At 55.6% G+C, this 13,766-nt stretch carries 12 protein-coding genes, 1 rRNA gene and 1 other RNA gene; 4 read left to right on the forward strand and 10 right to left on the reverse strand.

Annotated features, from left to right (window positions below; genetic code table 11):
* From HMPREF1627_RS04255 to pheS, 7 genes are all read right to left on the reverse strand, one after another.
* A 16S ribosomal RNA gene (locus tag HMPREF1627_RS04255) occupies window positions 1-60 on the reverse strand; the annotation flags it as partial.
* A 291-nt stretch (window positions 61-351) separates the two neighbouring features.
* Window positions 352-1,611, reverse strand: coding sequence for a tyrosine--tRNA ligase (gene tyrS, locus HMPREF1627_RS04260; RefSeq protein WP_034501447.1), 1,260 nt, complete (start codon window positions 1,609-1,611; stop codon window positions 352-354).
* Between the two features lie 86 nt (window positions 1,612-1,697).
* Window positions 1,698-3,035 (reverse strand): O-antigen ligase family protein, encoded by a 1,338-nt coding sequence (locus HMPREF1627_RS04265; RefSeq protein ID WP_052040841.1) that lies wholly within the window; start codon window positions 3,033-3,035, stop codon window positions 1,698-1,700.
* A 120-nt stretch (window positions 3,036-3,155) separates the two neighbouring features.
* Window positions 3,156-3,671, reverse strand: coding sequence for an arginine repressor (locus tag HMPREF1627_RS04270; RefSeq protein WP_081940758.1), 516 nt, complete (start codon window positions 3,669-3,671; stop codon window positions 3,156-3,158).
* Between the two features lie 138 nt (window positions 3,672-3,809).
* Complete coding sequence (locus HMPREF1627_RS04275; RefSeq protein WP_034501452.1) at window positions 3,810-4,301, reverse strand: flavodoxin domain-containing protein; 492 nt, start codon at window positions 4,299-4,301, stop codon at window positions 3,810-3,812.
* A 52-nt stretch (window positions 4,302-4,353) separates the two neighbouring features.
* On the reverse strand, window positions 4,354-7,005 hold the full coding sequence (pheT, locus tag HMPREF1627_RS04280; protein ID WP_034501455.1) for a phenylalanine--tRNA ligase subunit beta: 2,652 nt from the start codon (window positions 7,003-7,005) through the stop codon (window positions 4,354-4,356).
* 1 nt (window position 7,006) lies between these two features.
* The gene (gene pheS, locus HMPREF1627_RS04285; RefSeq protein ID WP_034501456.1) at window positions 7,007-8,098 is read right to left on the reverse strand and encodes a phenylalanine--tRNA ligase subunit alpha; all 1,092 of its coding nucleotides are present in this window, start codon (window positions 8,096-8,098) and stop codon (window positions 7,007-7,009) included.
* A 138-nt stretch (window positions 8,099-8,236) separates the two neighbouring features.
* On the opposite strand from pheS, the gene panB reads away from it, so the two are divergent.
* The 3 genes from panB (at window position 8,237) to ppgK (ending at window position 10,839) form a co-directional block, all read left to right on the forward strand.
* Window positions 8,237-9,115: a 3-methyl-2-oxobutanoate hydroxymethyltransferase gene (gene panB / locus HMPREF1627_RS04290; RefSeq protein ID WP_034501458.1), complete on the forward strand. Its 879-nt coding sequence runs from the start codon at window positions 8,237-8,239 to the stop codon at window positions 9,113-9,115.
* Window positions 9,116-9,128: 13 nt separating this feature from the next.
* Window positions 9,129-10,013 carry a type I methionyl aminopeptidase gene (gene map / locus HMPREF1627_RS04295; protein ID WP_034501460.1) on the forward strand — a complete coding sequence of 295 codons (885 nt, stop codon included), beginning with the start codon at window positions 9,129-9,131 and terminating at the stop codon, window positions 10,011-10,013.
* 73 nt (window positions 10,014-10,086) lie between these two features.
* Window positions 10,087-10,839: a polyphosphate--glucose phosphotransferase gene (gene ppgK / locus HMPREF1627_RS04300; RefSeq protein WP_034501461.1), complete on the forward strand. Its 753-nt coding sequence runs from the start codon at window positions 10,087-10,089 to the stop codon at window positions 10,837-10,839.
* A 72-nt stretch (window positions 10,840-10,911) separates the two neighbouring features.
* Here the strand turns inward: ppgK and rnpB are convergent.
* An RNA gene (rnpB, locus tag HMPREF1627_RS10005) (RNase P RNA component class A) lies at window positions 10,912-11,261 on the reverse strand.
* 43 nt (window positions 11,262-11,304) lie between these two features.
* Between rnpB and HMPREF1627_RS04305 the strand changes: the two genes are divergently transcribed.
* Entirely contained in the window at window positions 11,305-12,126 is an 822-nt protein-coding gene (locus tag HMPREF1627_RS04305) for a YaaA family protein (protein WP_034501462.1), read from the forward strand.
* A 35-nt stretch (window positions 12,127-12,161) separates the two neighbouring features.
* Here the strand turns inward: HMPREF1627_RS04305 and HMPREF1627_RS04310 are convergent, their stop codons facing one another.
* Together HMPREF1627_RS04310 and HMPREF1627_RS04315 are read right to left on the reverse strand one after the other, a co-directional pair.
* A complete protein-coding gene (locus HMPREF1627_RS04310; RefSeq protein WP_034501463.1) occupies window positions 12,162-12,890 on the reverse strand; it encodes a zinc ribbon domain-containing protein in 729 nt (242 codons plus the stop codon).
* Window positions 12,887-13,732 carry a Nif3-like dinuclear metal center hexameric protein gene (locus HMPREF1627_RS04315; protein ID WP_034501465.1) on the reverse strand — a complete coding sequence of 282 codons (846 nt, stop codon included), beginning with the start codon at window positions 13,730-13,732 and terminating at the stop codon, window positions 12,887-12,889. The genes HMPREF1627_RS04310 and HMPREF1627_RS04315 overlap by 4 nt, the downstream gene beginning before the upstream one ends.
* Window positions 13,733-13,766 lie beyond the last annotated feature (34 nt).

The following is a 13,766-nucleotide window of genomic DNA, read 5'->3' on the forward strand; positions in this document are numbered from 1 at the left end:
TTGCATGTGTTAAGCACGCCGCCAGCGTTCGTCCTGAGCCAGGATCAAACTCTCCGAACAAAACTGTAAAAACAATAAGCCCGGAAAACCCACCACCAAAAGCAGCAGGCAATCCCAACCAAAAAAAATACTCAAAAACAAAAAACAGGCATAAAAACAAAAAACAAACACACTATCGAGTTCACAAACAACACCCCCACATTTGCAATTCACCCGAGGCGAATCTCAAAGGGGCTTTCGCGCTTTGCAACGTTTCCGTCGCCCTCAGCGCAACGAGTTATAGATTAGGCCGTTTAGGGGCTCGTCGTCAAATCAAAACACTATGATGACGAGCACACCTTGAAAAACAGCTCATCGGACCGCAACTACAGCCAGATTCCTGCGACCTTTACGGATCAAAACCAAGCCACCTGCCAAGAGGTCATCGGCACGCAGCACAGCCTCTTCGTCTTCGACCTTGACCTTATTGACGTAAGCTCCACCACCCGCGAGGGTACGACGTGCAGCACTACGCCCCTTCTCCAGTCCGGTCTCAACAAGAGCGTCAATAAGAGAGTCCCCCAACGAAAGCTCCGCGCGGGGAAGGTCACTGGTAGCTGCTGCCAGGGTGGCCTCGTCAATGGAAGAAAGATCTCCGCTCCCCCACAGCGCATCGGTCGCAGCCTGCACGCGCGCAAGCTCCTCGTCACCGTGGACCAAAGCAGTCACGCTCGCAGCCAAGGCCTTCTGGGCGGCACGCTCGTGAGGACGCTCGGCAACTTCAACCTCAAGCGCCTCAATTTCTTCGCGCGACAAGAAGGTGAAGATCTTCAAGAAGCGAACGACATCGTCATCAGCAACCTGCAACCAGAACTGATAGAAGGCGTACGGACTCATCATCTCGGGGTCGAGCCAAATTGCACCGCCCTCGGACTTACCGAACTTTGTTCCGTCAGCCTTAGTAATAATGGGCGTCGTCATGACGTGGGTATCGGCACCCTCGACCTTGTGAATCAGATCGACGCCGCCAACCATATTGCCCCACTGGTCGTTTCCACCGGTCTCGAGCGTGCAACCGTAACGACGGAAAAGCTCGAGGTAGTCGTTCGCCTGAAGAACCTGGTAGGAGAACTCGGTGAATGAAATACCTTCGTCAGAAGCGATACGACGAGCAACAATGTCCTTATTCAGCATGGTGCCCACGCGGAAGTACTTACCGATCCCGCGCAGAAGATCGATTGCACTCATCTCCTGAGTCCAGTCCAGGTTATTCACCATGCGAGCAGCTGCAGGCCCCTCGAAATCCAAGAATCGTGAAATCTGTGCGCGCAAACGGTCTGCCCAGCCCTGAACAACTTCAGTCGGTTGAAGCTGGCGCTCGCCGCTCTGGCGAGGATCACCAATCTGGCCCGTCGCACCGCCGACAAGAGCAAGCGGCTTGTGTCCAGCCAGTTGCAAGTGACGCATAACGATCAGCTGAACCAAGTGTCCATGGTGAAGAGACGGAGCGGTGGGATCATAGCCGCAATAGAAAGTGACCGGGCCCGCAGCGAAGTGAGCGCGAAGCGCGTCAAGGTCGGTGTGCTGAGCAATCAGACCACGCCATTGGAGGTCGTCAATAATATCGGTCACTGAATTTTCCTCTTCCTATTGGAATGACATACAAGTCATAGTTTACGCGATAAGTGTTCGCCTCTGTGGAAGCGTTCGTTTTACCTTTACGAGGCCGCGGTGGTGCTAGTCCGGCCGCCTGGGACTGCTCGGCGGGGAGGGTGGAAATCATAGGACTCTGCACGAACCTTCAACCAAGTTGCAAAGGCAACGAAGAGCACCCAATTGCCTTCCGTCAAGAGACGCGACTCTGTAAAAGACTGCACAAACATTGCCAGCATCAGAACTGCAGCCAAAGTCGGCACTAAATCGGTTTCAAGATCGCGTAGCGCAACTCGGAAGATACGAATCATCACCCACAAAACAGCGAAAGCCAAAAGCATAAGACCGACGATTCCGGTCTGGAACAGAGCCTCAATGTAGGCATTGTGTGCCTGCATTGTGGGAGTGCCATCGGGACGAACAACCAAGTTCTTAAACAGAGGCAACCACGGTGGCCACAAAACAACCCAGCCCCATCCAAGGAAGGGGTGCTGCTGCCACAGCTCCAAGAGCTTCTGCCAGATCACACCTCGGCCAGTCATATCAGAACTGCGCCCCAGCAAGATAGTGACTTGGTCCTTCATGATGACGGCGACCAAGAGGAAACTTGCCGCGGCGGTAAGAGCAACACGGACAGCGAAGCGACGTTCATAAAAGCCCAAGCGGCGAATAATCAAGAAGAAAACAAGGGCGCTCACCGAGACGAGCATGGCAACGAAAACGGTTGCAGAGCCGGTCAAAACTAAAATACCCACACACGCAAGGAGCCACGCTCCGTTACGCAGGTGATGGGTTCTGTCCTCGGCCCAAAGAACCAGAACACAGAGCATGAGCAGAAGCGCAATGAAGGCAAGAGGATTCCGGTTTCCCACAAAACCCTGAATCGGCCCGCCTTTAAAGAGAGCATCGTTTACCCAGTAATAAAGCTCCGGGACTTCTTTCCAATTGCGCATATACATCGGCGGTATGCGATGCCCAACCGCCAAAGAAACCCATAATTCAAGGGCATAGGAGGCAGCGACGATGATCTTCATCGCCTGAGTGAAGACATCCAACATCTGTCGAAGCGGAAATGCAATTGCAACGAGAACCCCTGCTGAACTTGTCGCCAGAGTAATCAAGGCTGAGCCAAAAGTCTCTAAACGATACTGGCTCCATATCACCGACAGACAGCAGACCAGAATGTAGGAAGAAACCGAAAGAGACAATCGGCGCAGCGTCACTGCCCTACCCGCTAGGAAGAAAATCACCCACGCGGCAATGAGGACGATCCCCGCAATCACTCCGAAACCGACCCAGCCAAAAAGATTACGTACCCCTTGGCCACCAAAAGCCAAGAAGAATATCGCAACGCCTACGGCCGGCAGTAGAGATTCGGCCCTCGAACTCACTGTTGTACTCACGTAATTCCTCAAGACTAGAACCAGTTCCAGTAGGGAGAATAGCCGTAAGAAGGCATGCCCGCTAGCCACACGGCTAACGGGCATGTTCTACACAGCAATTCTCTTCAAAAAAACCGCCTCTTACAGGACGCTTTGATGCGATCCGCCTCCGGCCAAAGAGGTCAAATATTCCTGGGCGTTGAGCGCTCCCTGATCGGAAGTGCAGATGATCAAAACCGTGTCGTCACCCGCGATTGTTCCCACGACATCGTCGATACGAGCCACATCGAGAGCTGAACCCAAAAGGTTTGCCGCGCCAACCAGAGTGCGCAAAACCAATTGATTGCCTACGCAGGTTGAGGTCACAAGAAGGGTCTGAAGCCACCGCTGCAAGCGCTCAACGCTGGCCTCAGCTTCGTGCGATTGAGAACCATCTGCGTTAGGGACCGAATAAATCAACGTACCCGAGCGGTCACGCATTTTCGTCGCGCGCATTTCCATAAGATCACGCGACAAAGTTGCCTGGGTGACCTCAATACCGAGAGTCCCCAAAGCAGAACGCAGTTGTTCCTGAGAACTAATAGTTTGGGAGACTAACAGATTGCGAATTGCTGCATGGCGCCCAGCCTTCGTCTGCGGTGTCGCTTCAGATGACATCAAAATCCCCTTAATTAGTCGCGAATCGACGTTGACTCCACTCCCGTTCAGGCAAGTATAAGGGAAGAAAGGGGGCCTATGCGAAAATCGGATCGCATAGGCCCCCTTCCATCGACATTCAACCGTGGAATATCAAAGTTATTGACGTGTCAGCTCTTGAGCAATGCCGTGAGCCCATTCATCAATTGCATCCCAATCACGGAAATCGCCTTCCACTGCACCCGCGAGGCGAACGATCGCCCTCTCACGAAGCGAAAGAAGAGAAGGATCGTAGCGTCCCGCAAAAGAACGCAACTCCTTCGCATCGATACGCGTCAGCACAGGACCAATCCGACTGGGATCCTGCGGGACATGCTTGGGGACACCGTTCATGCCGACGGAAAAAGCCCACACCGGAACCTTGTGCAGTTCCTGCGCAAAACGCTCCATAAAATCATGGGCGGCGGGCATCCACTGAGTCATGTAGACAGCAGAACCGCAAATAACAGCGTCAAATCCCTCAAGAGAGTCAACGTCTTGCGGCGGTTTGCAGACAACCTCGAGGCCGTCAGCCTTCAGCCTGCGAGCAATCGCCTCTGCAACTTCTGTGGTTGCACCATGCTGCGAAGCTGCAGTCAGCAAAACCTTCATTGATACTCCTTCACACACGAGCCTGGCTTCATCCTAACAAGGCGCAACCAGATCACCCGCGAAGCGTTGCCCCTAGAACCTTCTCCGTCTTTGCGATGACATCCGCACGGACCTTCTGTACCTCATCGGGAGTCAGAGTGTGGTCACTGGCGCGAAGACGCAGAGAGAAGGCCAAAGAACGGAATCCTTCGGGAACCTGGTCGCCCTCGTATACGTCGAAGAGCGAAAGATCCTCGATGAGAGCCCCCGCCGCCTGGCGAATAACCTGCTCAACGCGAGAAACAGGCAGGTCATTGGCAACAACCAGAGCAAGATCTTCCTTCGCTGCCGGATACGTCGAAACAGGCTTGACTTGCAAAGGCTCATCACTGATGAGAGCGATCAGTGCATCCAAGTCCAGTTCGAAGGCACATGAACGCGCCGGAAGTCCGAAAGCCTTGCAGGTCTTCGGTGAGAGCTCACCCGCCAAGGCGAGTTCGACGAAATCCTTACCCTTTCGCGCAAAGATTCGCGCAACCCGACCCGGGTGATAGGGAGCAACTTCAGCGGGATCCGTTGCTGCCTCGGGGAGACGAGGCCCCTTGTGAGTCATCGGCTGTGCAAGCCACGCACGCGTCACTTCGATTCGCACGCCCAGCTGGTCAGCAATCGATCGCACCGCCTGGACTGCATCCGCCCAATCGAAAGAACGCTGAGTGCTCACAATGCCTGCCGGGAGTGCCTGTCCTGCAAGAACAGCACCAACATGCCACGGCTGCGGAGGGGTTCCAGCTTCCAATGCAGCAAGCTGCTCGTCACTGGGACGTTGCTCGGCCGAAATCAGTCCCGTAGGAACGACACCCTGACTGTGCACCACCTTCGCAACTTCATAAATTGCAACCGAGGGAATCCCGCGCGCACAGTTGCGGGCCGCTACGTCAAGAAGTGTGTCCAAAACTGAGGTACGCAGCAGTGGCGCATCGTCAGCAAGAGGATTACGCAGCTTGACTGCTTGGCGGCGAGGATCGTCTTCCTTCATTCCCTGGCGATCGAAAGAATCAGAGACGAAGGGATAGCTCTCTACCTGCGTCAAGCCTGCATGCGCGAGTCCTTGGGCGACCAAACGTCGCGCTCGCTGGGCAAGCGTCAGGCCTGTCCCAGCGGGAGCAGTCGGAAGAACCGAAGGAATATTGTCGTAACCATCAAGACGCGCAATTTCCTCGACGAAGTGAGCGGCTCCCGTCAAGTCGGGGCGCCACGAGGGAGGCGTCGCGCGTACACGTTCATCGTCAATGGCCTCGATAGCGCAACCAACTTCTTCGAGCAGCTGACGGACGCGTTCGGGCGTGTAGGCGACACCGGTCAAACGCTCAGCATCACTGAGTGCGAACTCATAGCTCGTCGGTTCAGGCAAGTTATTGAGGTCAAAGACCGCAGGATCCGCATGACCGCCACCGTATTGAACGAGGAGATCGACAGCGCGCTGTGCTGCAATCGCGGGAAGAAGCGGGTCAGTTCCACGTTCAAAACGCTTCGCGGCCTCGGAATGCAACTTATGACGACGAGAGGAACGCGCGATCGATACAGCATCGAAGTGCGCGGCCTCGAGAAGGATGTCCGTCGTCGAATCCTCGACCTCGGAATATGCACCGCCCATCACACCGGCGATCCCCAGAAGGCGCGATCCTTCCTTACCACTAGGCGAATCAGAAATGACTAGATCCTCAGGATCCAGAGTGCGAGCAACCTCGTCCAAAGTCGTCAGCTCTTCACCCGGACGCGCGCGACGAACAACGATCGGAGCTTCAAGAGCAGCAAGATCGTAGGCGTGCATCGGCTGACCAAGGTCAAGCATCACGTAATTGGTGATATCCACGGCCAAAGAAAGCGAGCGCATTCCCGCCATTTCAAGCCGCTCAACCATCCAACGAGGAGTGGGAGCTGCAGGATTGACGCCGCGCACGATTCGAGTCACAAAGCGATCTGCACCGCAGCGTCCGTGAATAGGGGCATCGTCAGCGACCACAACGGGGAATCCGGCCTCGTTCGCCTGAGGAACGGACTCAACGAGAGTCCCTACAAGACCCGGGTCACGGAAAGGCGAACCCGTCGAGTGGGAGAATTCGCGCGCAACTCCTCGCATCGAGAAGCAATACCCTCGATCCGGCGTCACGTTGATCTCAAGAACTTCCTCGCCCAAACCAAGGAAAGAAATCACGCTCTGGCCAACAGCGGGAAGATCTGCATCCGGGAAATCCTTCTGCAAGACGATGATGCCGTTGTGGTCCTCGCCCAAGCCAAGTTCACGCGCCGAGCACATCATTCCATCAGAGACGTGGCCGTAAGTCTTTCGTGCGGCAATCTCGAAAGGTCCGGGAAGAACAGCACCCGGCAGGGAGACAACAACTAGGTCATTGACATCAAAGTTGTGCGCACCGCAGATAATGCCACGCGAGGGAAGATCGCTGGGCTCTTTTCCAGTACCGGGCGCGTCATTATGTTCTCCGACGTCTACACGGCAGTAGTTGACCCTCTTACCATTCGAGGCTTCGAATTCCTCGCGGCTGAGCACACGGCCCACGACGAGAGGCCCTGTAACGCGCGCAGGGTGGATGGTTTCTTCTTCGAGTCCGACGCGAACCAAAGCAGCCGCGAGTTCTTCGGTCGTCATCGCCGGGTCTGCATCGACATAGTCACGCAGCCAGCTCATTGGAACCATTGGCATATCAGTTGCCCCTTCCCATTCCGTTAACACCGAATTGCTCGGAGAAACGCACATCTCCTTCAACGATGTCGTGCATATCGGCAATACCGTCACGAAGCATCAACGTGCGTTCAACACCAACACCAAATGCAATACCCGTGTAAACCTCAGGATCGATACCCGTTGCTCGAAGAACATTCGGGTTGACCATTCCGCAGCCACCCCATTCGATCCATCCGGCTCCGCCCTTCTTCTGGGGGAACCACAAATCCATCTCCGCGCTGGGTTCGGTAAAGGGGAAGAAAGAGGGACGCAAACGGGTCTTCGCATCGGGGCCAAACATGTGACGGGCGAAGTGGTCGAGCACGCCCTTCAAGTGCGCCATTGTCAGCCCGCGATCAATTGCGAGGCCCTCAACCTGGTGGAAGACCGGGGTGTGCGTTGCATCAAGAGCATCGGAGCGGAATACCTTACCGGGGCACGCCATGTACAGCGGCACGCCTCGAGAAAGGATCGAACGCGATTGCACAGGAGAAGTGTGCGTACGCATCACGAGGTGACCGTCTTCCTCACTGTCTCCCCCGACGCTGCGTCCATCGATGTAGAGGGTGTCCTGCATCTGACGTGCGGGGTGATCAATATCGAAATTCAAGGAATCGAAGTTGAACCATTCGTGTTCAATTTCCGGTCCTTCGGCGATTTGCCACCCCATTCCGATGAAGAAATCTGAGATCTCTTCCATGATCGTTTCGAGGGGATGACGGGCGCCTGCGCGAGCGCGAGCGGTCGGGATTGTGATGTCCACGGCCTCGCTGACCAAAACTTGCGCATCGTGACGCTCTTGAAGGAGTTCCTGGCGTTCCTGCAGAGCTGCATTAATCTGCGAACGTGCAGATCCCAGCAGACGACCGGCAAGACCGCGATCTTTCGGGTCAAGTTTGCCGATACCGCGGTTTGCCTGGACGAGAGCAGCTGAGTCTCCCATAAACTCCAGGCGCACGGCCTTCAATTCATCGAGGTCTTCAGTGTGAGCGATCGCCTGGGTTGCCTGAGTGACAAGCTCTTCGATTGCGTGCTCATCTAAGGGATTGAGGCCACCAGCGGTGCCGGTCATGTCCTACTCTCCTATGATTGGGTCAGCATTTTGCCTCGTGACAGGACGAGGATTTCTTCCATTGTAGGTCAACAGCTTCTTCCGGCTGGAATGAAGCCGCAGTGCGGACTACTCTCAAAGGGCGACGAAAGGACAACAATGACGGGTTACCTCGCTGACGATTCAACTGCTTCAGCTCCCCTGCCTTCATTCTCGCCACAGCCCGGACGTGGACCGCTGGATAAGAAGCGCATCCGTATTCAGCATCTCCAAGCGGCTAAAGAACAGGGCGTCAGAATATCGATGCTGACCGCTTATGACGCTCTCACCGCCTCGATCTTTGATCGCGCGGGAATCGATATGATTTTGGTTGGGGATTCGCTGGGCAACGTTGTGCTGGGGTATTCCTCTACTCTTCCCGTAACTCTCGATGATATGGAACGCGCAACTGCCGCCGTTGCGCGAGCAGCTTCCCGTGCTTTGATCGTCGCTGATCTTCCTTTTGGCACCTACGAGGCCTCACCTGAGCAGGCTTTCGCCAGTGCAGCACGACTCATGAAAGCCGGTGCGCACGCCGTCAAGCTCGAAGGAGGTGCGGCGCGAGCTGAAACTGTCGCTCTGCTTGCAGGCGGGGGAATCCCCGTCGTCGCGCACCTCGGCTATACTCCCCAATCCGAAAATTCCTTGGGGGGACCGCGTATGCAGGGACGCGGAGAAGGCGCAAAGAAGCTAATGGACGACGCTCGCGCATTAGAAGCCGCCGGTGCATTCGCAGTCGTTTTCGAAATGGTTCCTGAGCCCGTCGCAACGCAGCTCACAAAAGAACTATCCATTATCACGATCGGGATCGGAGCAGGCCCTTATACGGATGGGCAGGTCCTCGTCTGGTCCGATATGGCTGGTATGACCTCATGGTCCCCATCTTTTGCCCGGCGCTTTGCTGAACTCGGCCGCGAACTTGAATCGGCCGCAAGCAGCTATATTTCCGCCGTTCGCAGTGGCGAATTTCCCGGTTCAGATAACTACCGTAGTGAATGAGGTTGAATAAACAATGTCGCAATCACTTGGCGCAAAGCGCGCTCCGCTTGGAACTTTGAAGCCCGGTAAGATCTCACCGCGACGTGCGGTTCCCGCACACATCGACCGTCCTGAGTACATGTATCACTCCGGTCCCGAAGTCGTGACGGCCGGCGATATTAAAAGCCCCGAAACGATTGAAAAGATCCGTGTGGCTGGCCGTATCGCTGCACAGGCGCTGCAGGTAGTCGGTGAAGCGGTTCGTCCCGGGGTAACGACGGACGAATTGGATCGTATAGGCCACGAGTTCATCATTTCGCATAATGCCTATCCGTCATGCTTGGGGTACATGGGATTCCCCAAGTCTCTGTGCACCTCGATTAATGAAGTAATCTGCCACGGCATCCCTGATGATCGTCCCCTCGAAGACGGGGACATTGTCAATGTCGACATCACGGCCTACTACGACGGTGTTCACGGCGACACCTGTGCGATGTTCGAGGTAGGAAATGTGGATGAAGAGTCCCATCTCCTCATTGAACGTACCCGTAACGCAATGATGCGCGGCATCAAAGCTGTGCGTCCTGGCCGCGAGATTAACGTCATCGGTCGAGTGATTGAATCCTATGCACATCGCTTTGACTACGGTGTCGTTCGCGATTTCACCGGGCACGGAGTCGGTGAAGCATTCCACTCAGGATTGATTGTCCCTCACTACGATGCGGCGCCTGCACATAACGAAGTCATGGAAGAAGGTATGGTTTTCACCATCGAACCCATGCTCAACTTGGGTGGAATTGAGTGGGAACAGTGGGATGACGATTGGACTGTCGTCACAAAGGACCGCGGCCGATCGGCACAATTCGAGCACACGATCGTCGTGACTGAAGACGGTGCAGAAATCCTGACTCTTCCCTGATACGGAAGCAAATTTTTATCCGCTCTGTGATCGCAGTTATTCTTAGTGATGCGGCCACTCAAAGGAGAAGAACATGAAACTCGCATGCGGAATTGATATCGGCGGTTCAGGCGTCAAAGGCGCACTTGTCGACCTCACAACCGGAACATACTCCGGCGAGAGTGTTCTTATTAAAACGCCTTCCCCTGCAACACCAGATGCTGTTGCACAGGTGTGCGGTCAGGTCCTTGAAACACTTGGCGTCACCCCAGAAATTCCGGTTGGAATTACCTTCCCCGCCCCCATCGTACACGGGCGCGTTCCCTTCATGGCTAACCTCGACCCTTCATGGGCAGGAATCGATGTCGTCGAGCTCATGGACCGTCATTTGGGGCGCACTATCGTCGCCCTTAACGATGCGGATGCTGCGGGACTTGGCGAGGCCATTTACGGCGCCGCACGAGGCGTTCCCGGTGTCGTTATCGTGACGACGCTCGGAACTGGAATCGGCTCGGCGATCATCAATGACGGGATCCTTCTCCCCAACTCGGAGCTCGGCCACCTTGAGATCGATGGCCACGATGCCGAGACTCAGGCTTCGGCAGGCCAAAAAACAGTACAGAACCTTGATTGGGTCACGTGGGCTGGTCGTCTTCAGCGCTATTACTCGCACGTTGAGATGCTCTTCTCCCCCGATCTCTTTGTCATCGGCGGCGGCGTGAGCGCCAACCACGAAAAGTTCCTCCCGCTCTTGAACCTGCGTACTCCCGTTGTGCCTGCAATCTTGCGCAACACTGCAGGCATCGTCGGAGCAGCTTTCGAGGCCGCACGCGAGTCTCGCGCGTAGCACAGGACAGGGATTTCTCCCTTTCGACCATAATTTTGAGGGCCGCTTGGAATACCAAGCGGCCCTCAAGTGCATTCGAGTCAGCCTGTACGCCGGGTTTTGTCCTACTTCCGTAGTGGCGACCATCTATCTAGGACCACCGTTGCCGATGGCCTCAAGCAACCTACCCGCAGACATCGAACGGGCAATTCTTTACGTCTGCTGCTCGGTCTTGCTCCGGATGGGGTTTACCAAGCCGATGCGGTCGCCCGCAACGCTGGTGAGCTCTTACCTCACCTTTTCACCCTTACTGCTTACGCAGCGGTTTCTTTTCTGTGGCACTTTCCCGCGGGTCACCCCGGGTGGCTGTTAGCCACCATCCTGCCCTGTGGAGCCCGGACGTTCCTCGAGACTTAAAGTCGCGCGGCCGCCCAGCCAACTCGTATGCACAGGGAAGTTTAGCGCGTTTATCACTAGTGTGGAGTCGTGGATATCTGGTTACCGCCCTCAGAAGGCAAGAATGCACCCAGCGATGGCCCCAATCTGAACCTTGATTCTTTATCGTTTCCGATTTTGAATTCGACTCGCGCGGAAATAATAAAGGCCTGCGCTCAAATCACCGAGACGCACACAGCGCAGCGCGTCTTCAATATCGGCGCGAAGCACGAAGCAGAACTTGCCGCCAACCGTGCTCTCATGAGCCAACCATGCGCCCCAGCGTCAACTGTATTTACTGGTGTGCTTTACGAAGCCCTTCGCGAGCACAACCCAACAATCTGGGAAGGACCAGAAGCCCGACGCATCCTCATCTTTTCGGGAATGTTTGGAGTGCTTCGTGCTGATGACATGATTCCTCTCCACCGCCTCGCGATGGGCGCAACTTTGCCCCCGTTGGGCAAAGTCTCTGCCCTGTGGCGCCGAGTCCTCAACGAAGAACTCAAGGATCACTATGCTGAGCACACGATCCTTGACTGCCGCTCTAGTGACTACAAGAATGCTTGCTCGGCTCAGTGGGCACATCTGTGGGATGTCCGCGTTGAGCGCGAGAAAAACGGGAAACGAAGCGTTGTCTCGCACAATGCGAAGAAGTGGCGCGGAATCCTCGCTGCCGCGCTGGCACCTGCGTCCTCCACCATCACTCAGGAAATAGAACTTAAAGAAGCCCTCCACGACATCATTCCCAGGATTTGTACCTGTGATGCACGCGGAGTGACAAGCCGCGTGAAGGCGATCGAAGTGTCGCCACCGCGCTCAACTCGACTCCGTGGAAGTACGCGCACTCTGACTCTGATCACCGCTGAGGATTAAAAGAAAGGCCCCGCATCGCGGGGCCTTTCTTTGTTTTAGCTTCGGGTCCGAACGACAATCTGCCCGGTGTCTTCCGCGAAGTAGAGTTCATCGCTGGGAGTGAGGCGGATACGCTCAAGTTCCATCGGGGAAAGCTCAGCAAAGCCCATAGCGTTACCGTCGCGCACCTCGATCACTGCAAGGGCACCATTCTTGTCACGCGCGGCCTCGTATTCTTCAAGAAGAGCAGCATCAATCTGAGCAGCACGCTCACGACGCTGCGCAATCACGCTGCGAAGTTCATCATCAAGTTCGGCGGTTTCTTCAAGGAAACGAGCCTTCGTCGATTCAATATCGGCTTCAATTGCTTCTGCTTCAGCGTTCATCTGAGTTTGAGCGTTTCTTGCCGCATCGGTTCGTTCCTCTGCGGAAAGTTGGTCTTCCTCGAGGCGCTTGATGCGCTCGTCCATCTGCGCGATCTCGTGCTGCATGGAATTAATATCGCGCAGGGGAACCTGGTTCTTTTCGATTCTCTCACTTTGACGATCGCGACGTTGGCGCACGCGTTCAATCTCTTCTTCGATGCGGGTGCTCTCGCGCTCACAGTCTGAAATCACAGCGCTTTGCGACACTGCTGCACGGCGCAGATCAGCAAGACGAGCAGCCAGTTCGCGCACAGTTTCATGTGCGGGATGGGCTTGACGACGGTGGCGGAGCGAAGATTCTTTCTGGTCGAGCTTTTGCAGCTCGAGTAAGACCAATTGCTGGGGGTGAGGCGCTTTCACAGGTAACTTCCCTCCGTATTCAAATGAACGTTCCACGGCTCTGTCACAATGGTAGAGACTTTCACCTCACAGGTGATAGCTGATCGGCGTGCTTCTTCCCTCAATTTGCGAGCAAGTACCGGCATCCACAGTGTCTCCGTTGCCCAGTGGCTTGCACAAATTAGGCCGCAATGCCCTTCTTCGAGGAATTCGCTGGCGGGGTGATGGCGCAGATCAGCGGTGATAAAGACATCTGCCCCGCTGGTGAGGACTAGGTCAAGTAGGCTATCTCCCGCTCCCGGGCTCACCGCAACTCGGTGAATTATCGCGTCAAGATCACCGCCGACGAGTAGTCCTGTTGGGCCTGCTGGTAAGGCTTGTGCAACAACACGCGCGAACTCCCGTAGGCTCATCGGAGAAACGGTACCAATGCGCCCAAGCCCGATCATATGCCCCTGATCATTCGTCCCTTCGGGTGCTAAAACTTCGGTGTCCTTCAGACCGATGACGTCTGCACAGGCCTGCGCCACCCCGTCGATTGCAACATCCCCGTTGGTGTGCGCGTTAAAAAGAGCGATACGGGAACGATTGAGAGTGGCGACCATTCGCCCTTTCGCGCTTTCTTCCGAAAGGAACGACGCTCCCCTGAGGAGGAGCGGGTGATGGGTGATGACCATGTCAGCGCCCCACTGACATGCCTCATCAACCACTGCTTGCGTGGGGTCTAATGCCAGAAGCACTTTGTGAACCGGTGCCTGAGGCGCGCCGGTAATGAGTCCAACTTTGTCCCACCCATGCGCCGTCGAGGGCGGATACCACTGATTCATCAGCGTTCGTATGCTGTCAACGGTCCATTGCGTCATGGCTTCAGTCTAACCGGATGCATGATAGGTCACA

The organism is Actinomyces sp. S6-Spd3 (genome assembly GCF_000758755.1).
In the GTDB taxonomy this organism is placed as follows: Bacteria; Actinomycetota; Actinomycetes; order Actinomycetales; family Actinomycetaceae; genus Pauljensenia.